This is a genomic window from Microcystis ichthyoblabe FBCC-A1114 (assembly GCF_050500245.1).
Classification (GTDB): domain Bacteria; phylum Cyanobacteriota; class Cyanobacteriia; order Cyanobacteriales; family Microcystaceae; genus Microcystis; species Microcystis ichthyoblabe_A.
In genome coordinates this window covers 1,147,358-1,167,203 of sequence record NZ_CP191408.1, presented here as the reverse complement: position 1 = coordinate 1,167,203, position 19,846 = coordinate 1,147,358, and the positions used below count along the sequence as shown (strand labels likewise).

The 19,846-nt window shown below is 44.1% G+C and carries 15 protein-coding genes and 2 pseudogenes; 12 read left to right on the top strand and 5 right to left on the bottom strand.

Going from position 1 to position 19,846, the window contains the following annotated elements:
* Positions 1–239: 239 nt before the first annotated feature.
* From ACQY1Y_RS05625 to ACQY1Y_RS05585, 9 genes and pseudogenes are all read left to right on the top strand, one after another.
* The gene (locus tag ACQY1Y_RS05625; protein WP_002764234.1) at positions 240–659 is read left to right on the top strand and encodes an element excision factor XisH family protein; all 420 of its coding nucleotides are present in this window, start codon (positions 240–242) and stop codon (positions 657–659) included.
* Positions 644–982 carry a XisI protein gene (locus ACQY1Y_RS05620; protein WP_002732736.1) on the top strand — a complete coding sequence of 113 codons (339 nt, stop codon included), beginning with the start codon at positions 644–646 and terminating at the stop codon, positions 980–982. Before ACQY1Y_RS05625 ends, ACQY1Y_RS05620 begins: the two co-directional genes overlap by 16 nt.
* 341 nt (positions 983–1,323) lie before the next feature.
* Complete coding sequence (locus ACQY1Y_RS05615) at positions 1,324–2,439, top strand: TIGR03032 family protein (protein WP_430014147.1); 1,116 nt, start codon at positions 1,324–1,326, stop codon at positions 2,437–2,439.
* A 318-nt stretch (positions 2,440–2,757) separates the two neighbouring features.
* Positions 2,758–3,018 (top strand): hypothetical protein, encoded by a 261-nt coding sequence (locus tag ACQY1Y_RS05610; RefSeq protein ID WP_002777560.1) that lies wholly within the window; start codon positions 2,758–2,760, stop codon positions 3,016–3,018.
* 5 nt (positions 3,019–3,023) lie between these two features.
* Positions 3,024–3,432 (top strand): annotated as a pseudogene (locus ACQY1Y_RS05605) (type II toxin-antitoxin system VapC family toxin).
* Between the two features lie 213 nt (positions 3,433–3,645).
* Positions 3,646–3,969, top strand: coding sequence for a DUF4347 domain-containing protein (locus ACQY1Y_RS05600; protein WP_430014146.1), 324 nt, complete (start codon positions 3,646–3,648; stop codon positions 3,967–3,969).
* A gap of 19 nt (positions 3,970–3,988) precedes the next feature.
* Positions 3,989–5,011: a hypothetical protein gene (locus ACQY1Y_RS05595; protein ID WP_430014145.1), complete on the top strand. Its 1,023-nt coding sequence runs from the start codon at positions 3,989–3,991 to the stop codon at positions 5,009–5,011.
* A gap of 26 nt (positions 5,012–5,037) precedes the next feature.
* Positions 5,038–5,415, top strand: a pseudogene (locus ACQY1Y_RS05590) (hypothetical protein); the annotation flags it as partial.
* Positions 5,416–5,833: 418 nt separating this feature from the next.
* Positions 5,834–10,615: a beta strand repeat-containing protein gene (locus ACQY1Y_RS05585; RefSeq protein WP_430014144.1), complete on the top strand. Its 4,782-nt coding sequence runs from the start codon at positions 5,834–5,836 to the stop codon at positions 10,613–10,615.
* Between the two features lie 323 nt (positions 10,616–10,938).
* Here ACQY1Y_RS05585 and ACQY1Y_RS05580 read toward each other — a convergent pair whose 3' ends face one another.
* Both ACQY1Y_RS05580 and ACQY1Y_RS05575 read right to left on the bottom strand, forming a co-directional pair.
* Positions 10,939–11,139, bottom strand: a complete 201-nt coding sequence (locus ACQY1Y_RS05580) for a type II toxin-antitoxin system HicB family antitoxin (RefSeq protein WP_002794451.1) — start codon at positions 11,137–11,139, stop codon at positions 10,939–10,941.
* An 8-nt stretch (positions 11,140–11,147) separates the two neighbouring features.
* Positions 11,148–11,651, bottom strand: a complete 504-nt coding sequence (locus ACQY1Y_RS05575; RefSeq protein WP_430014143.1) for a hypothetical protein — start codon at positions 11,649–11,651, stop codon at positions 11,148–11,150.
* A gap of 323 nt (positions 11,652–11,974) precedes the next feature.
* On the opposite strand from ACQY1Y_RS05575, the gene ACQY1Y_RS05570 reads away from it, so the two are divergent.
* Positions 11,975–12,163 (top strand): hypothetical protein, encoded by a 189-nt coding sequence (locus ACQY1Y_RS05570; protein WP_002733271.1) that lies wholly within the window; start codon positions 11,975–11,977, stop codon positions 12,161–12,163.
* Position 12,164: 1 nt separating this feature from the next.
* Positions 12,165–12,662 (top strand): DUF2335 domain-containing protein, encoded by a 498-nt coding sequence (locus tag ACQY1Y_RS05565; protein WP_002731609.1) that lies wholly within the window; start codon positions 12,165–12,167, stop codon positions 12,660–12,662.
* Between the two features lie 85 nt (positions 12,663–12,747).
* Here ACQY1Y_RS05565 and ACQY1Y_RS05560 read toward each other — a convergent pair whose 3' ends face one another.
* On the bottom strand, positions 12,748–16,734 hold the full coding sequence (locus tag ACQY1Y_RS05560) for a magnesium chelatase subunit H (RefSeq protein WP_430014142.1): 3,987 nt from the start codon (positions 16,732–16,734) through the stop codon (positions 12,748–12,750).
* A gap of 725 nt (positions 16,735–17,459) precedes the next feature.
* On the bottom strand, positions 17,460–18,170 hold the full coding sequence (locus ACQY1Y_RS05555; RefSeq protein ID WP_069474994.1) for a Uma2 family endonuclease: 711 nt from the start codon (positions 18,168–18,170) through the stop codon (positions 17,460–17,462).
* 75 nt (positions 18,171–18,245) lie between these two features.
* Between ACQY1Y_RS05555 and ACQY1Y_RS05550 the strand changes: the two genes are divergently transcribed.
* Positions 18,246–18,974, top strand: coding sequence for an ABC transporter ATP-binding protein (locus ACQY1Y_RS05550; RefSeq protein ID WP_430014141.1), 729 nt, complete (start codon positions 18,246–18,248; stop codon positions 18,972–18,974).
* Positions 18,975–18,976: 2 nt separating this feature from the next.
* On the opposite strand, the gene ACQY1Y_RS05545 is transcribed toward ACQY1Y_RS05550, so the two are convergent.
* The gene (locus ACQY1Y_RS05545) at positions 18,977–19,747 is read right to left on the bottom strand and encodes a class II glutamine amidotransferase (protein WP_430014140.1); all 771 of its coding nucleotides are present in this window, start codon (positions 19,745–19,747) and stop codon (positions 18,977–18,979) included.
* Positions 19,748–19,846 lie beyond the last annotated feature (99 nt).

Below are 19,846 nucleotides of genomic sequence, written 5' to 3'. Positions count from 1 at the left end.
CAATCGATTCTAATCGATGCAAAAAAAACTCTATGGACAGCTTGCCGCCTAACACTAACCAGTTTTCAGATACCCAAGAGCCAGCAGCGAGTCCATCTCAGCGCCAAGCAGTGTCGGTCAATTATCCCGAACTGCTACCGGAATTGCTGTAGGCACTCGTCTTTTGATTTTTACAAGAGGTCTTGAGAACAGAAAAATTTGCTATACTGCTGATTAGAGTATTTATCCTCTGAATTTTTGTGTCTGCAAGAGATATTTACCACGACACTGTAAAACTTGCTTTAGAGAAGGACGGGTGGGCAATCACTCACGATCCTTTTCCACTTCAAATTGGCAAGAAGCGTTTATCCGCTGATTTGGGAGCAGAACGCTTAATCAGTGCGGAGAAAGAATTGCGGAAAATTGTCGTTGAAGTGAAAAGCTTTGTAGGACAGTCTGACGTAAAGGATTTACAGCAAGCTTTGGGGCAGTACGTCTTGTATCGTCAAATCCTTAACGAGATGAAAGTTGAGCGAGTTCTTTATCTGGCCATATCTCAGCCAACTTTTAACAGTGTTTTTAGTATAGAATTAGGGCAGGTATTGCTAAAGAATCAGATTGTGAAATTAATTGTCTTTGATGATGAAAGTGAGGTAATCGTGCAATGGATACCCGATTAAAATATCAAGGTATTATTAAGACTGTTCTCCAGAATCATGCTAACTATCGTGCTACTTTACCTGATGGCTACACTTCTCAGGTTATATTTGATGATGAACGAGGACATTATCTAGTTTTAGATTTCGGTTGGAGTGGCAATAAGTATCTCCATGCAACACCAATTCACCTTAGCTTGGTTGTCGATAAAGTCTGGATTCAATGTGATGAAACGGAGGAAGGCATAGCTACTGATTTGATGGAGGCAGGTATTCCCAAAGAAGATATAGTCCTGGGTTTTCGTTATCCTAAAATACGCAAATATACGGGATTTGCTGTGGCTTAGTGACCAGAAATGTTGAATCTGTGTATAAAACTTTATACACAAGCTTAAATTGCAAAAGTGTTTTATACAAACTCAATCATAAGTATTTAATACTACCGTTCAGGTAAATTTGATACAAAAAAAGTTAAGAAAACTTTATAAATAATATTGATTAATTTGTCTATAATAGAACCCATTAATGCCAACTGAAACCCATCACCACCCCCCTTATTAAGGGGGGCAAGGGGGGATCAAACCTTATTAAGGGGGGCAAGGGGGGATTAATTAGAACCCCTTAGTCAACAAACCATAGACAATAATCAATTATCACAATCGATTCTAATCCATGCAAAAAAAACTCTATGGACAGCTTGCCGCCCAAGACTAACCAGTTTTCAGATACCCAAGAGCCAGCAGCGAGTCCATCTCAGCGCCAAGCAGTGCCGGTCAATTATGAGTACAGCCTCAATCTGCCGGAATTACTCAACCAGCTTGACCTCTCAGTGTTGATTTCCACCTACCAAGCGGGACGAGTGGCCAGCATTGGCACTTATAAAGGACAAATACGGGTGAGTTTCGCCCATTTTGACCAAGCAATGGGTTTAACCCGAACCGCTACCGGAATTGCTGTGGGCGCTCGTCAGGCAATTTGGAATTTACCCGCTAATCGAGAGATTGCCCCCCAGATTAAACCCGAAGGGGAACAGGATATCGCCTTTTTGGCCCGCTCCTCTCACCTCACCGGTCCGATTATGGGTCATGATTTGGCCTTTGGCAGTAATCGCCTTTGGGTGGTCAATACCCTATTTAACTGTCTGGCAACTATCGAAGGAAATTGGAGTTTTCTACCCCAGTGGAAACCGCCCTTTATTACCGAGTTAGTCCCCGGAGACCGCTGCCACCTCAATGGCTTGGCTATGGCTGAAAATAGCGGCACTCCAGTATATGTAACGGCATTAGGGGAAACCAACGAGGAAAGCCTCTGGCGAGAGAATAAGGCCCAGGGCGGATGCTTAATTGATGTGGCTAGGGGAGAGGTGATTTTGCGGGGTTTAGCTATGCCCCATTCTCCCCGCCTTTATCAGGGTAATCTCTATTTCCTCAATTCCGGTTATGGAACCTTGAACCGTTGGCATCCCCAAACTGGTAGCACGGAAATCGTGGCGGAATTGCCCGGTTTTACCCGGGGTTTGGACTGTTGGGAAGGTCACGCCTTTGTCGGGTTGTCCCAAGTGCGGGAAACGGCGGTTTTTGGCGGTTTACCCCTGGATGAGCGGCGTAATCAATTGCGGTGCGGGTTGGCTATTGTCAACCTGGCTACCAGTCAACTGGTGGCGACTTTTTGGTTCAATAGCGGCGTGGAGGAGGTTTTCGCCGTCTCCGTCCTCCCGGGCTACCGCAACCCGGCGCTAATTGGACCGGATACCGACCTCGACGGCACTCAATCCGTCTGGATGGTGCCTTCTTTAATTGTTTAATTTTCACCCTATTATTCAGGAAAAAATCATGTCAACTCCTTAAAATGACTAACCCTACTATCTTAGAAGAGCTACTAAAATTAGCAGCTACTGCTAATTCTCTCGCAGAATTTAAGCAGTCTTTGGCAAAAATCAATATCTAGAAAACGGGTTTCTTGAAGAAACCCGTTTTCTGGACTTATGGCGAATCACCTGAATCAGTGAACAGTTGTTAGCCTTTTGGTAACTGATTCAGGTAATTGCATTTGCGTCTCTTGGTTATAATTCACAAACAGGCTATAATGTTAGTAAAACAACGTTAATCTCTAAGGTTTATCAATGACTCAAATATTGATCGAAATTCCCGACGAATTAATATCTCATTTGCAAGAACAAAAATCCTCGGTTCAAGAGATTGTTATCAAAGCTTTGGAAAATTATGTTCAAGCTGAATTACCAGATATTACTAAGACTCGTACTTGGGAACTTTGTGGAAGTTTAGAAATTGTCCAACCTGAGCCTAAATATATTATCGGACAAGATAATCGGGGTCAAGTTGTAACTAACTACGCTGAAAACATCGATGAAATTATTTATTAAAAATTGTGGACAAAGAAATTATTGTTGATACTTCTGCTTTAATTGCCTTTTTTGTCAAATCTGAAACTCATCACGAAAGTGCTCAAAAATATTACTTAGAAAATCCTCATAATAATTGGATTATTCTCGAATCGGTATTCGATGAAACTGTGACTTGGATTCGGAGCAAGGTATCTAGTCGAGCCTCAATCCAAGTGGGTCAAATACTAAGAGAAGATCATCGTTATATCAATGTGTCAGATAGCGATGATCTGGCAATATTTGGAAGCTTTCTGTAAGTACAATGATAAAAAATGGAGTTACACTGATTGTTCTATTTTAGTTATGGCTCATCGTTTACAAATATTTAAGGTATTCGCTTTTGATGATCATATTCGTCAAATGGCAGGATTAGGAATTGTTTGTGTCCCATAAACTAATAAAAATACAATTTATGAACGTCGTTCAGATTGCATATCTTGCAACAACCCACGAAACTGAGAAAATGGTTTTTTTCAAGAAACCATGAGAAAACGCCTATTTAGAAACCCGGTTTCTTGTATAAATGTTAATTTTTGTTATAGAAACCTTGAAAAATTCGGGATTGTTTGCACAAAATAGTCGCATTAATCTTTTGCGGTTAACGTCATGACTTCTACCCTTTTGCCGAGCCTTTCTGCTGTTGACGATGTTTTGTTCAATTTTGCTCAATCTGATGGCTTGAGTCAAGCTAATCGGGTGGATAGTGCGAGAAATCAGCGTTTAACCGCTACCGTAGTTTTCCTCGATGCTGGTGTTACCGATTATCAAAGTCTCCAAGCTGGAGTAATTCCAGAAGTCGCCACCGTTATTCTCTCTCCCAACGAAGACGGAATCGAACAAATATCCGCTTTTTTACAACAAAATCCCCAGATTACCACCACCACCTCTATTATTAAATCGGTGCGTTACGCTATCGCGCTTCACCCCTAAGAGTAAGCGGACAACTCAAATGAACCAAACAACCGCCAATTATGATGAACCCTGGAAAGAAGCATTAACCGAGTATTTTGAAGCGTTTTTATACTTCTTTTTTCCTGAAGTTCACCAATTGATTGATTGGACAAAAATTCCCGAATCCCTAGAAAAAGAACTCAAACGGATTACTGCTTCAGCAAAGACAAAAAAACGTTTCGCTGACAAACTCTATAAAGTTTGGTTACTCAGGGGTGAAGAAGTCTGGATTTTGATTCATATTGAAATTCAAAGCCAGTACGAAGAAAATTTCCCTCAGAGGATGTATATTTATAACTATCGTGCCTTTGATTTGTATCAGAAACCGGTTATCAGTCTTGCTATATTAGGAGATGAAAGAGTAAATTGGCGACCAGATTCCTATAATTATACTATCGCTGGTTGTGAAGTCAGCCTCAAATTCCCAACAGTCAAATTACTGGACTATGAGGAAAGATGGACAGAACTAGAAACAAGTAGCAATCCCTTTGCTATAATAGTCATGGCACACCTGAAAACAAAAGCGACTACTGGGAAGCTGCCACAACGGGAACAGTGGAAGTGGAAGTTAATCAGGGGATTATATGAAAAGGAGTTCGAGAGGGAACAGATAATTAAACTGTTTGAAATCATCGACAATATGATGACTTTATCCCCTGAATTGCAGTCAAGTTTAGAAAGTAAAATCAAACAATTTGAGGAGGAAAGAACCATGCCTTTAATAAGTAATATGGAGTTACGAGGAAGGAAAATTGGTGAGAAAATTGGGGAGTTACGAGGAATAGAACGCGGTAAGGAAATTGGCAAGGAAATTGGTAAGGAAATTGGAGCGTTAGAAAATGCTCGTGATTTTGTGAAAAAAGTTTTGGAAAACCGACTAGGCGAGATTCCTGGAGATATTGGACAATGTCTCAATGATGCTTCAGTTATTTCGGTTTTAGAAGAGATGTTAAAAGCCGCACTTATAGTAAATTCTTTTGAGGAGTGTAGGAAGTCTTTTAGTATCATCATAAATAAGTAGTGTGGGTAATACCTACCTTACTTAGTAAACTGTTTGAAATCATCGACAATATGATGACTTTATCCCCTGAATTGCAGTCAAGTTTAGAGAGTAAAATCAAACAATTTGAGGAGGAAAGAACCATGCCTTTAGTAAGTAATATGGAGTTACGAGGAATAGAACGCGGTAAGGAAATTGGTAAGGAAATTGGTAAAGAAATAGGCAAGGAAATTGGAGCGTTAGAAAATGCTCGTGATTTTGTCAAAACAGTTTTGCAAGCTCGCTTAGGTGAAGTTCCTTTAGATGTGGAACAATACCTGAATAAAGTTTCGGTACTATCTACATTACAAGAGATTGTTAAATTAGCAGCTACCGCTAATTCTCTCGCAAAATTTAAGCAGTCTTTGGCAAAAATCCAATCCTAGAACTTCTTGAGAAACCCGGTTTCTTTGAGAACCTATTTAGAAACCGGGTTTCTTGTCTTTGAGAAACCGGGTTTCTTGTCTTTGAGAAACCCGTTTTCTTGTATAAATGTTAATTTTTGTTATAGAAACCTTGAAAGATTTGGGATTCTTTGCGTAAAATAGTCGCATTAATCTTTTGCAGTTAACGTCATGACTTCTATTAATACCCACTGAAACCATAATAAATCATAAGCAAAAATCAATGTTAATAATCGATTCTAATCTATACCAGAGATGAACGTGGGTTGGCTTAAGTACCTAAGCAAAATTAATGACACAAATCTAACCCCCCCCTTGCTCCTTGCCTTTCTTCACTAGGAAATTTATTCTGCACCACTACTTAATTGTTTAATTTTCACCCTTTATTCAGGAAAAAGTCATGTCAACTCCTTTTTTAGTTAAAGATATCAACCTTGGTGCCTTTAGCTCCTACCCCGGCAGTCTAACGGTGCTGGGCAACACCCTGTTCTTCATCGTCGATGACAACGTTAACGGTTATAAATTGTGGAAGAGCGACGGTACGGTAGCCGGTACAGTTGCGGTGGCCGACATCCGCTCCCGCCCCAATCTAACGGCAGTGGGCAACACCCTGTTCTTTGCCGCCCGTGACGGGGTTAACGGTGAGGAATTGTGGAAAAGCAACGGCACGGCGGCCGGCACGGTTCTGGTCAGAGATATCCGCCCCGGTTCCTCTAGCTCCTTCCCCAGCAATCTAACGGCAGTGGGCAGTACCCTGTTCTTTACTGCCGATGACGACAATGACGGTGACAAGTTATGGAAGAGCGACGGCACGGCGGCCGGTACGGTTCTGGTCAAGGATATCCGCCCCTACAATCTAACAGCAGTGGGCAGTACCCTGTTCTTCCGGGCCTTTGACGGCTTTAACGGTGGGGAATTGTGGAAAAGCGACGGCACGGCGGCCGGTACGGTTCTGGTCAAGGATATCCTCCCCGGTTCCTTTGGGTCCTTCCCCCACTATCTAACGGCAGTGGGCAACACCCTGTACTTCACTGCCGATGACGACGTGAACGGTCGGGAATTGTGGAAGAGCGACGGCACGGCGGCCGGCACGGTTCTGGTCAAAGATATCGCCCCCGGTTCCTCTTGGTCTGACCCCCGCTATCTAACAGCAGTGGGCAGTACCCTGTACTTCACTGCCGATGACGACGTGAACGGTCGGGAATTGTGGAAAAGCGACGGCACGGCGGCCGGCACGGTTCTGGTCAAAGATATCGCCCCCGGTGGCTCTTGGTCCTTGCCCCGCTATCTAACGGCAGTGGGCAGTACCCTGTTCTTCACTGCTGCCTATGACGACGTTAACGGTGAGGAATTGTGGAAAAGCGACGGCACGGCGACTGGTACGGTTTTGGTCAAAGATATCCGCGCTGGTTCCTCTAGCTCCAACCCCCGCTATCTGACGGCAGCGGGTAATACCCTCTTTTTCACTGCTTTTGACGGCGTAAACGGTGAGGAATTGTGGAGGAGCGACGGCACGGCGGCCGGTACGGTTCTGGTGGGCGACATCCGCCCCGGTGCCTCTAGCTCCAACCCCCGCAATCTGAGAGTAGTGGGCAGTACCCTGTTCTTCAGCGCCGATAATGGCGTGAACGGTACTGAATTGTGGGCTGTGAGTACGCTCGCAATTCCCACCCTCGCCATTGCCGCCACCAATGCCAACCAAACCGAGGGCAACAGTGGCAGTAAAGCCTTTACCTTCACCGTCACTCGTTCAGCTAACACCACGGGAAGCAATAGCGTTGACTGGGCAGTTACCAGCAGCGGCACTTTTCCCGCCAATGCCACGGATTTTGTCGGAGGAGTCTTACCGTCAGGAACCGTGAGTTTTGCCCCGGGGGAAACCAGTAAAGTGATTACTGTTAACGTCCAGGGAGATACCACATTTGAACCGAACGAAAACTTTACCGTCACCCTCTCCAATGCCACCAACGGCGCTACCATTACCACCGCTACTGCCACGGGAACAATCAATAATGATGATGTAGCAGCTCCCACCCTCACCATTGCCGCCGCCAGCAGCAGTCGAACCGAGGGCAACAGTGGCAGCAAAGCCTTTACCTTCACCGTCACTCGTTCGGTTATCACCACCGGAAGCAATAACGTCAGTTGGGCAGTTACCGGCACGGGAACCAATCCCGCCAACGCTGCCGATTTTGTCGGGGGATTGTTACCCAGTGGGGTGGTGAGTTTTGCCCCGGGGGAAACCAGTAAAGTAATTACTGTTAACGTCCAGGGGGATACAACAGTAGAACCGAACGAAAACTTTACTGTCACCCTCTCCAATCCCACCAACGGAGCTACTCTCGGCACTCCATCTACGGCAACCGTGACTATTGTTGACGACGACGGCTCCGTTCCTTTTTTAGTAGATATCCGTCCCGGTGCCTTTAGCTCCTACCCCAAAAATCTGACAGCAGTGGGCAGTACCCTGTACTTCATCGCCGATGACGACGTTAACGGTTATGAATTATGGAAGAGCGACGGCACGGTAGCCGGTACAGTTGCGGTGGCCGACATCCGCTCCCCCGGCAATCTAACGGCAGTGGGCAACACCCTGTTCTTGACCGCTCGTGACCTTCTTAACGGCATTGAATTATGGAAAAGCAACGGCACGGCGGCCGGTACGGTTTTGGTCAAGGATATCTGGCCAGGTTCCTCTTCGTCCTTTAGCTTCTTCACCCAGATGACGGCAGTGGGTAACACCCTGTTCTTCACTCCCAATGACGGCGTGAACGGTTATGAATTATGGAAGAGCGACGGCACGGCGGCGGGTACAGTTCTGGTCAAGGATATCTGGCCAGGTTCCTCTTCGTCCTTTAGCTTCTTCACCCAGATGACGGCAGTGGGTAACACCCTGTTCTTCACTCCCAATGACGGCGTTAACGGTGAGGAATTGTGGAAAAGCGACGGCACGGCTGCCGGTACGGTTCTGGTCAAGAATATCCGCCCCGGTTCCTCTAGCTCCGACCCCTTCAATCTGACGGCAGTGGGCAGCACCCTGTACTTCCGTGCCGATAACGGCGTTAACGGTGATGAATTATGGAAAAGCGACGGCACGGCGGCGGGTACAGTTCTGGTCAAGGATATCCTCCCCGGTTCTTCAGGCTCCTTCCCCCGCAATCTAACAGCAGTGGGCAGTACCCTGTTCTTCACTGCCAATGACGGCGTGAACGGTCAGGAATTGTGGAAGAGCGACGGCACGGCGACTGGTACAGTTCTGGTCAAAGATATCAACCCTGGTTCCTATGGCTCCATTCCCTTCTTCTTTCCCCAGATTACGGCGCTGGGCAACACCCTGTTCTTCACTGCCAATGACGGCGTGAACGGCTTTGAATTGTGGAAGAGCGACGGCACGGCTGCCGGTACGGTTTTGGTCAAGGATATTTTTCCCGGTTCCTTTGGTCCCTCCCCTGAAAATCTAACGGCGGTGGGCAGTACCCTGTACTTCACTGCCTATGACGACGTGAACGGTACTGAATTATGGAAAAGCGACGGCACGGCTGCCGGTACGGTTCTGGTGGCCGACATCATCCCCGGGGCCTCTCCCTTCGGCCCCAGCAGTCTGAAGGTAGTGGGCAATACTTTGTTCTTCACTGCCAATAACGGCGTTAACGGTGATGAATTGTGGGCTTTAAATGTGGGTGGTCTCACAGTTCCCACCCTCGCCATTGCCGCCACCAATGCCAATCAAACCGAGGGCAACAGTGGCAGTAAAGCCTTCACTTTCACCGTCACTCGTTCGGTTAATACCACCGGAAGCAATAACGTCAGTTGGGCAGTTACCGGCAGCGGCAGCAATCCTGCCAATGCCACGGATTTTGTCGGGGGATTGTTACCGTCAGGAACCGTGAGTTTTGCCGCCGGGGAAACCAGTAAGGTAATTACTGTTAACGTTCAGGGAGATACAACGGTAGAACTGAACGAAAACTTTACCGTCACCCTCTCCAATGCCACCAACGGCGCTACTATTACCACCGCTACAGCTATTGGCACTATCCAAAATGATGATGCAGCAGTTCCCACCCTCGCTATTGCCGCCACCAGTGCCAATCAAACCGAGGGCAACAGTGGCAGTAAAGCCTTTACCTTCACCGTCACTCGTGCGGTTAATACCACGGGAACCAATAACGTCAACTGGGCAGTTACCGGCAGCGGCAGCAATCCTGCCAATGCCACTGATTTTGTTGGGGGAGTATTACCCAGTGGAGTAGTAAGTTTTGCCGCCGGGGAAACCAGTAAAGTGATTACTGTTAACGTTCAGGGGGATACAACGGTAGAACTGAACGAAAACTTTACCGTTACCCTCTCCAATGCCACCAACGGCGCTACTATTACCACCGCTACAGCTATTGGCACTATCCAAAATGATGACTTTATCGGTACTTCTGGTCCAGACACCCTTGTGGGAACCTCTGGAGCAGATGCCATAACTGGATTAGCCGGAAACGATATCTATACGGTAAATGATGCCGGCGATTTGGTGATTGAAGCTCTCAACCAGGGAACCGATACCGTGCAAGCTTCCATTTCCTATACCCTTCCCGACAACGTGGAAAATCTCCTCATCACCGGTACTGATAATCTTAATGGTGCGGGTAATGCCTTAAATAACCAGATTACAGGGAATAGTGGCAATAATAGCCTTAATGGTGCTGCTGGAACCGATACCCTAATCGGTGGCGCTGGTAACGATAGCCTCAATGGTGCTGCTGGAATCGATACTTTAACCGGTGGGACGGGGACAGACATCTTCATCTTCCAGTTTGGTCAGTCCACCGCAGCAGCCCTAGACCGAGTTACGGATTTTGCTATTGGTACTGATAAGATTGACCTGCTCAGTCAAGCTGGTGCGGCAATTAATGCCCCGGTCGCTTTTACCCGGGCAACAGATAGCACCACGACCAATATTAACACCATTGTTACTAACGTCTTTACCGATGCTAATGGGGCAACAGCCGGAAATCAACCTCTCGGAATTAACAGCGCTGCTTTAGTGCGGGACAATAGTTCTTCTACTTACTTAATTATCAACGACGGTACGGCGGGTTTCCAAAGTGCTAATGATTTGGTGATTAATCTTACTGGGTTAACGGGTAGTTTACCGGCGCTCGGCACTATTCCAGTCAATAGTTTCTTTGTCTAAATTGATGGGGGGGATTAATTCTCCCCTTTTAATATTTTTCCCTAGTTTTTTTGGTTCTTCGTTACTTGGTATGGTTCGATAGGGTGGTATAAATCGACTAAATCCTTATTTAGCAAGAGACTTAATTGATTAGTTCGTTAGAGAGGGAAAACAATTGGCAAAAATCGAAGCAATGTCTTTCTATATAAGAGTTTCACCCGTCCATTGCATAACACAAACCGAAGAACCTGAAAGTACCAAAAAAATGTCAAACTAATTATTCATTATTTTGACATTTTTCAATCTCTTCATCTCTAGATTCCCGCAACAAGTTATGGGGATATTTATTTATCTTTTAGAAAGCAAAGTAATTGCTTTTTTACCACCGCTTCTTCAATATTAATAATCACTTCCTCTAAAGTTTCACCCTGACTCATACATCCGGGTAAATTGGGAATTAGTGCCGTGTATCCGCCTTCTTCTTCGGGATAAATTGAAATCGGATATTTAAGAGATAAAAAGTATTCTAATATTGGTTGTTCCATTGATAGGTCTAAATAGGTCTAACTGAGTCGCCAATTTGAGGGTTTTCAAAAGGTAAAGTTTCGGATAATTCCCATACTAGCAGTTTATTTAACAATTCACGATCTATTAGCTCGGATATTGGCTTTTTATCGTTCTTAGAATTCGCTCCTACGGCTCTTTTTATGAATTTTCCTATCAAATCGGACGGGGTTTCTTGTTCTTTAAGCAACAACTCCAGCAATCTAGATCCTTTATTATTGGCTCTATCCGATTGTAAAATCGATATTTTTTCTTGAACAAAAGTAATTGTCCCCGTCCCTCTCACTAAGTCAAGATAGCCTAAAGACTCACCAGTCTGAGGATCTTTTATTTCCTCTTCGCTGGTATTGTAAACTAACATTCTTTGACCTTCTCGAATTCCACTAATTTCACCTCTATTGATCACTAATTTATAGTCGTCAATAACCTTAACGACAGTGGCGGGAAAGGTTCCTTTAGGAGATAAAATGGGAGTTTCTGTGACGTTTTCCATAATGATTTATCTTTGGTATAAATCTGGTTAATATTAAATATTATCGCTCTTAGGGCGCAATAGCTATAATTTAAACTTATATTTGTCAAGATTTAATGATAAGGTCGGTCAATTGCCTTGATCATTAATAGTACGAATGTAGTGGCTATGTGTTGTAACTGTAAAAAATGGGTTAAGTGTGATAATTTCTTATAAATTCAAAAAATTGCTATGATAAAATGCTAGAATAAAGGGGTAGGCATAACTTAAACGAGGATGTTATGGTAAAAAAATACTATCGTGACATTTCTTCCCAAAATTACTCTATTCCTAGACGGTACTTTATGGATGGTCTGGTCTCTGTTCTAGATATAGGGGGGACTTATCGTGCCAATCTAGATTATCGTTGTCGTGTTCGTGTGGGCAAAAAAGTACATTTGAACCCAGACGCTGCCGCAATTCAGTCTGATTGGATGAAGACGGGATTAGATATTTACAATGCCATTTGTGAATATGGGGGAAAGTTGTCTTAAAATGTCCGACGAAAGTAAAAAGTCAGAAGACCAGGATAATAGTGAGCTAGTTGAAAGACCTTTAGAGTCCATAGATGAAATATTAGAAGATGAGACTATTGATCAGTCAACTAAAATCTCGATTCTCCTGAGACGAATAAACAAAAGCATAACCTTCTCTGGCCCGATTCCTCATCCAACAATTCTAAAAGGATATGAAGAAGTTTTGCCCGGTAGTGCTGATCGGATTTTGTCTATGACGGAGAAAGAAGGTGAACATCGAAGAAAGATAGAAACAGAACTGGTAAAAAACGATAATATCCGCTCTTATCTTGGACAAATTGCCGGTTTTACGATTGCGATAGTTGGTTTAGGTGGCTCTATTTATCTGGGGATTAATGATAAAGTTTGGGCATCTGGAATTATGAGTGCGGGTACTTTAACAGGTTTGGTGACGGTTTTTGTTACAGGGGATAAAGAGAGAAGAATTCAGTCCGAACAAGATGATCAAGACAAGTGATTCAAATACTGTAAGTTTTTCCTAGACAAAAATGGTAGAGAAGCGATATTTTGCCTCTCTACCTTGAGGTATTTTACTAGATCAATTACTCGATTCCTTCGATACGGTCCTCCACTTCTTGATAAAGTTCCTGTAAGCGGTCTAAATTCTCTTGAGAAGTTTCCCAGTAACCGCGACCATTAACTTCTAGTAGGGTTCCCACCATCTTGCGGAAAGAATTAGGATTGAGATTCATCAGACGCTGACACATTTCCTCATCTTGAATAAAAGTGGTGTTCACATCTTCATAAACCCAATTATCCACCGCATCAGCAGTTGCCGACCATCCCATCGTATTAACCAAACGCTTCGATAATTCTCGGACTCCTTCGTAACCATGACTTAACATTCCCTCGTACCATTTGGGATTGAGCAACTTGGTGCGGGTATCCAAGCGCACGGTTTCCGATAAAGTACGCACCTGAGCATTAGCGGTGGTAGTATCAGCAATATAGGCCGCCGGTTTTTTGCCATCATCGCGTAAACTAGCCACAACTTTTGTCGGATCCGAGTCGAAATAGTGGGAAACATCGGTTAAACTAATCTCGCTAGAATCCAAGTTTTGGAAAGTTGCCTCGGCAGTTTTTAAAGATGCTTCAAACAACTGACGATTATCGGCCATCATCCCCGGATTATCAGAATCGAAAGCAAAACCCTTGCGGTTGAGATACATATTCTGTAACTCTTTTTCGTCTTCCCAACTGCTATTTTCCACCGCGAGATTGATATTAGAAGAATAGGAACCAGAAGCATTAGAAAAGATGCGGGTGGCTGCCTGTCGAACCGTTAAACCCATTTCTTTTGCTTGTGACCTAGCGTGTTTACGGACATAATTCATCTCCATCGGTTCGTTTGCTTCCGCAGCCATTTTTACCCCTTGGTCAAGCAAATTCATCTGATTGATAAATAAATCCCGGAAAACACCAGAACAGTTGACCACCACATCAATGCGCGGTCTTCCTAACTCCTCTAGGGGAATCAATTCCAGTTTATTCACCCGTCCCAAAGCATCGGGAAGAGGACGAACCCCCACCATCCAGAGAATTTGTGCTAGGGATTCCCCATAGGTTTTGATATTATCCGTTCCCCAGAGAACACAAGCGATAGTTTCAGGATATTTACCGCCATTATCCAGTTTTTGCCGTTCTAACAGACGATCCACCACGATTTTAGCCGATTTGACCGCCGCTAGGGTCGGGATAGACTGGGGATCTAAAGCGTGGATATTTTTACCCGTCGGTAAAACTCCGGGGTTACGGATGGGGTCGCCACCAGGACCGGGAAGAACGTATTCCCCTTCCAATGCTTTTAATAGGGCCCCCAATTCATTATCAGCACAAATCTGTTCTAAACAGAATTCTAGGTATTCAAACAGGGGTTTTAACGCCACCAGATCAACTTGTGGATAACCCATCGACCGTAAAGTTTCGATCCAAGGCGATTTCTTGCCTATATTCAAGAAATTCAGCTTAGAAAGCATTGATACCCGACCTGACCCGTCGGTTTGAGACTCGACTAAAGCGGAGACGGCAGCGCGAGTCGCGAGGGTGATGTTTTGCAGTAGTTCCACATCCTCCAGCACCCCTCGATCGCTATTGCGATAAACTTCCTCTAGATCCCGGCCGATGCTGTTAGCAATAATCCGGGGTAAGGAAAGTAAATCGTCCTCTTCCCGGTCTAAACTGGCAATATTGACCAAAGTTGCCACCGCTTCGAGCGCTGAGGGGGGTTTCCCAATAACGTGCAGTCCGCAGGGAAGCAAGCGCGATTCAATTTCCATCAGTTTACGATAGACCGAACCGACGATATTATCCCGTTCCTCTTGACTGAGATGGGCAGTGTCACCATCAGGTAAACTTATATCTTTGTCGAGATTGACCAATAAACATTTATCGACAATAGTATTGACAATTTGCACCCCACGCCCACTATCCTTCAGGGTTTGGTAGGAACCGATCAACTCGCTCAGTTCTTTTAACCCCTTGTAAAGTCCGGCATTTTCTGCGGGGGGAGTAAGATAGGAGATGGTTTCCGCATAACTGCGACGTTTAGCGATCGTAGCTTCGCTGGGGTTATTAGCGGCATAATAGTAGAGATTGGGAATCATCCCGATGAGGTTATCGGGGTAGCATTCCCCAGACATTCCCATCTGTTTCCCCGGCATAAATTCTAGGGAACCGTGGGTGCCAAAATGGAGAACCGCATCTGCTTTCCAGACTTGATTGAGATAGGTATAGTAGGCCGCAAAACCGTGGTGAGGACTAGCAGAACGAGAAAATAGCAGACGCATCGGATCCCCTTCATAACCGAAGGTAGGTTGAACCCCAATAAAGACGTTACCGAACTCTTTCCCGTAGATTAAAAGATTTTGTCCATCACTGTTGAGATGTCCAGGTGGTGGTCCCCAATTTTCCTCCAAACGGACAGAATAGGGGGTTAAACGCTCGTATTCAGGCACAGACATCCGATAGGCGATATTTAGCTCCGGACTATGGTACTGTGCGGTGGCATCATGGATTACCGCTTCCATCAGTTCTTTGGGAGATGCGGGTAAGTCCTGCAAGTCATAACCATTATTTTGTAACGCTTGCATCACCTCGTAGATAGAACCGAACACATCTAGATAGGCTGCGGTTCCCACATTCCCCTTATCGGGGGGGAAACTAAACACAGTGATGGCGACCTTTTTATTCAGTTTCGGTTTCTTTCTTAGATTAGCCCATTTTAGCGCCCGTTGAGCGATCGCTTCTATCCGGTCCTGTAAAGCGATCGCTTTACCCGTCGCCCCATCCCGGCCCGATAATATAATAGGTTCGATCGCACCGTCTAATTCCGGAATAGCAATCTGTAGCGCCACTTGAATCGGGTGTAACCCCAAATCGCTTTCTTCCCATTCCTGAGTAGTTTGGAAAACTAGCGGTAACGCGCACATATAGGGACGATTGAGACGTTTTAAGGATTCTATCGCTGACCGATGATCTTGTCGCGCTGGACCCCCCACCAAAGCAAATCCCGTCAGGGAAATTACCGTGTCAACGATAGCAACCGCTTCCACTCCTTTTAAGCTTTTATCCCAGAAGTATTCCTCTACCGGTTTAGAAAAATCTAATCCCCCAGCAAAAACAGGAAGGACTCGCGCACCCATAGACTCAAATTCCTGCACGAGAGCGACATAATGAGCGTCATCACCAGTAACCAGGTGAGTTCTCTGTAAAATTAAGCCCACACAGGGAGCCAAGGGGTCTTTTAGGTCATCAGCAATATCACTGCGGTTATTGTACCAAGCGAAGTATTCCTTGACATCCGACCACATTTTCATCGATAAAGGATGCCAGATACCCAGATCCGGATAAACTACCGGTTCTTTGTAAACTACACTGTCATCCTTGTTATCAAAGACGTACTTATCGGCCAACATTAACAGGAAATTCTCTAAATTTTCTGCGGAACCTCCCAGCCAATACTGGAAACTTAACATAAAGTTGCGTGCGTCCTGAGCTTTTTCCATGGGGAGGTATTTCAGGACTTGCGGTAAAGTTCGCAATAACTTTAACATCGCGTCTTGGAAACCAGCGCCGGAGTTTTCCCTGCGCTTTTTCATAAAATTAGCGATGACACTCTTAGACTGTCCCAATTGTGCCATAGAAAAGCTGCCTAACTTATTTAAGCGCATTACCTGGGGCATAGAGGGAAAGACAATCGCCGCATCTAATTTATCCCGATGGGGACCGACAGCGGCCACAACTTTATCGGCTAAATCCTCGATAAAGATGAGAGAAGCAATGAAAATATTAGCTTTGGCTACATCCTCCTGAAAATTGCGATAATTTTCACCATCGCGCAGTTCTTCGATTAAATAACCACTAATTTCGATCGCTAGTTTCGGGTTGTTAGCGTTGATTTCCCTGACCGCACTACTCAGCGCACTTTGGTACTGAGGTTCTAGCACGACATAGACCACCTTGACCAGCGATCGACCATTCAACCCGTCGGGAACTATATGACGAATGGTGGACTTGACGTGAGTGAACATATATGATGGTTCTCCTTATTATTGCTGAGTCTGGTATGAAGTGATTTTCGTCATCGGATGACGATCGCCCTTTGTTTAAGGTATTTGGATATATATGTTTCTGTTTTGTATCAGAAAATGTAACCCCAATGAGCATTTACTCTGGGTTTTGACACAATTCGATAAATATCTTGCCATATTTTGTAACAGATGGTAAAGAGCTTTTTGAGTAACTGCTCAGGCTTTCCTTTACAAAAATTAATATTTAATCTATTGACTTTTAATTACAAAAATGCTAATAGATAACACCTCAGACGAGATGTCGCTGTTCAAAGATGATCAGGGTTAGGATCTGACTAATTCAACGTAATTAATTAAATTATATTAATTTTCTATAAAATACTTGACGTTACTCCGTGGCCCTATTCTGACAGGTGTAGGTTTATTACAAAGAGGTGAGCCAGCAATTCTCATTTTGAAACGATTTTGCGTTGTTTCAGCGATCTAGAGATTCGTTAAGAATTATTAACCCCTCTAGGTGCAAGGGTTTTAATGTCATGAAACCTTAAAATGAGAATTGCTGTCCAGGAATAAATCTAAAAACCTTGTTGGATAAGGCTTTTAGACTTTTTTGCCCTCAAAAAGTGCTGACCATTGGAGTGATCGGGGGTAAAATCCCTAGACTTTTTCCCTGAAAATTAGGTAACTGACTACCTCAAAATCGGCAAAACCCTACACCCCACACCCTAGTTAGGTAATTCCCCAAAAAGTTGACGATATTTTTGCAGTTTTGCCTCCATTTCTACTAACTGCTGATTAGCCTTTTCAGCCCGCTGGCATTCATTTTCAGCCCGTTGGCGTTCATTTTCAGCCCGTTGCTTTTCCTGCTCCAGTAGTTGATTAATTTCGCTGTAGGACAAGAATTGAGTACCATCAGGACGATAAATTTTTAACTCGTCGGTTAAGTCAAAACGAATTCCTAAACGGGGACTCACCCAATTATTAACCTCACTAACACTGTCTAAACTGTCACCAATTCGCTGCCAAGCTTCTAGACTATTATCATCGGGATCATAGACGTAGTATTCTTGGACTCCATAGCGATCATAAAATAGCAATTTTTTGGCCATTTCGATCGATGTGTTACTAGGAGAAAGAATCTCAAAGACGACTTGAGGAGCAAGATTATCTTCTTGCCATTGTTTATAGGAACCTCGATCGCCTTTCGGTCTGCCCAATACTACCATCGTATCAGGAGCAGCGGCAATTTTCGGCTGGCCTTCCACGGGATACCATAACAGATCCCCCGCTACAAATACCTGGGGATCATCGATATATAACCAGTCGAGATTCTGCTTAATCGTCACTATCCAGTTAAATTGTTTAGTATTATCTGCCATCGGTTTACCGTCGCTCTCAGGATAGATAATCTCGTTTTTGTTAACTTGACTAACCATGGGGAATACCTGCCGAACTCATTGGGCTATTTTCATTATATAATAATTTTGAACTAAGTAAGGAAAAGACCAATCTTGATTTTAGAACTACAGCAAATAAATTTAGCTATCCGACGGGGTAGTGCTTATCTGTTAGAAGATATTACTTTTAGCATCAAGCAAGGAGAAAAGTTAGCTATTGTCGGAGCATCTGGGGCAGGAAAAACGACTCTTTTACGATTGTTAAATCGTTTGCAAGAACCCAGCACGGGAAATATTTATTTTCAAGGTAAATCGATTAGGGAAATACCGGTTATTTCCCTGCGACAACAGATAGTTTTATTGCTACAAGAGTCGAAGTTATTAGGGATGAATGTTCGAGATGCTCTCGCTTATCCTCTGCAATTAAAAAAACTTACCCCTGCGGAAATTAATCAGAGAATTGACCATTGGACATCCCTGTTAAAGATTCCTGAACAGTGGTTTGAGCGCGGGGAGTTAGAATTATCTTTAGGACAAAGACAATTAGTGGCAATTACCAGAGCTTTGCTGTTAGAACCGAGCATATTGTTATTAGATGAACCCACCTCTGCTCTAGATACAGGAACGGCCAGCAGGTTATTAGAAGTATTGAACAATCAAAGTTCAATGACGATAATTATGGTCAATCATCAACTAGATTTTTTAGAGGAATTTGCCGAGCGAGTCATTTATCTAGAAGCGGGAAGAATTGGATCAGATTGCCTCGCCAATCAATTAGATTGGTTAGGGTTAAAAACTCAGTTAATTGATTTAGAAAAATCTCGACAAAGTGACAATTGGTAAGATTAACTTAAAATTGCTGCGCCCTCCTGAAAAACTAATAATTCTCCTGAATTAATTGCTGTCCAAACTTCATTATCAGTTAAGGGTGTAGTGGCAATAATTGCCACTTGATCGCCGGGATGAGCTAAAGCTTGAAAATCAACGCTCACATCTTCATCAATTAAATGAGCAGCGGCAAAAGGATATTGACGGATTATATAGCTTAATTTTGTCGAACAATGGGCAAAAAAATGTTCACCATCGGATAAAAGATAATTAAAAATTCCTTGACAAGCGATAGAATTTGTGATAGTTTTTAGGACTTGATAGAGTTGTTGTAGGGAAGGTTTGCCCTGGGGAAAAGTCTCTCGCAGGGGATTAAGAATTAAACAGAAAGCTTTTTCCGAATCCGTCTCCCCAACTGGTTGATAAAAATCTCCCGCAGCAGGTGAGAAATTTTCTAAATTACCATTATGGGCAAAAACCCAATATTTCCCCCACAATTCCCGCCGAAAAGGATGACAGTTTTCTAGTTTAATTTCTCCTTGGGTGGCTTTGCGAATATGGGCGATAACATTGGTAGAATGGATGGGATAGTTTTTAATTAATTCCGCAATCGGAGAAGCGATCGAGGGTTTAACATCAATAAAAGTTCGACAACCTAAACCCTCAAAAAAAGCGATTCCCCAACCGTCTCGATGTTCGTCGGTTTTTCCTCCCCGCGCACAAAATCCCTCAAAGGAAAAACAGATATCCGTGGGGACATTACAATTCATGCCTAGAAGTTGACACATAGTTGCTTGAGTTTGAATATCAGATGCCAGCAAAATTACTTACTGCCAGCAGCCGTGACAGGAGACAGGAGAATTTCTTCCAGCTGCCTCTTGCCCATC

Bases quoted from the DNA above. Each gene is read 5' to 3' on its own strand.
- ACQY1Y_RS05620 (WP_002732736.1), top strand. From the start codon at position 644: ATGGATACCCGATTAAAATATCAAGGTATTATTAAGACTGTTCTCCAG.
- ACQY1Y_RS05615 (WP_430014147.1), top strand. From the start codon at position 1,324: ATGGACAGCTTGCCGCCCAAGACTAACCAGTTTTCAGATACCCAAGAG.
- ACQY1Y_RS05610 (WP_002777560.1), top strand. From the start codon at position 2,758: ATGACTCAAATATTGATCGAAATTCCCGACGAATTAATATCTCATTTG.
- ACQY1Y_RS05600 (WP_430014146.1), top strand. From the start codon at position 3,646: ATGACTTCTACCCTTTTGCCGAGCCTTTCTGCTGTTGACGATGTTTTG.
- ACQY1Y_RS05595 (WP_430014145.1), top strand. From the start codon at position 3,989: ATGAACCAAACAACCGCCAATTATGATGAACCCTGGAAAGAAGCATTA.
- ACQY1Y_RS05585 (WP_430014144.1), top strand. From the start codon at position 5,834: ATGTCAACTCCTTTTTTAGTTAAAGATATCAACCTTGGTGCCTTTAGC.
- ACQY1Y_RS05580 (WP_002794451.1), bottom strand. From the start codon at position 11,139: ATGGAACAACCAATATTAGAATACTTTTTATCTCTTAAATATCCGATT.
- ACQY1Y_RS05575 (WP_430014143.1), bottom strand. From the start codon at position 11,651: ATGGAAAACGTCACAGAAACTCCCATTTTATCTCCTAAAGGAACCTTT.
- ACQY1Y_RS05570 (WP_002733271.1), top strand. From the start codon at position 11,975: ATGGATGGTCTGGTCTCTGTTCTAGATATAGGGGGGACTTATCGTGCC.
- ACQY1Y_RS05565 (WP_002731609.1), top strand. From the start codon at position 12,165: ATGTCCGACGAAAGTAAAAAGTCAGAAGACCAGGATAATAGTGAGCTA.
- ACQY1Y_RS05560 (WP_430014142.1), bottom strand. From the start codon at position 16,734: ATGTTCACTCACGTCAAGTCCACCATTCGTCATATAGTTCCCGACGGG.
- ACQY1Y_RS05555 (WP_069474994.1), bottom strand. From the start codon at position 18,170: ATGGTTAGTCAAGTTAACAAAAACGAGATTATCTATCCTGAGAGCGAC.
- ACQY1Y_RS05545 (WP_430014140.1), bottom strand. From the start codon at position 19,747: ATGTGTCAACTTCTAGGCATGAATTGTAATGTCCCCACGGATATCTGT.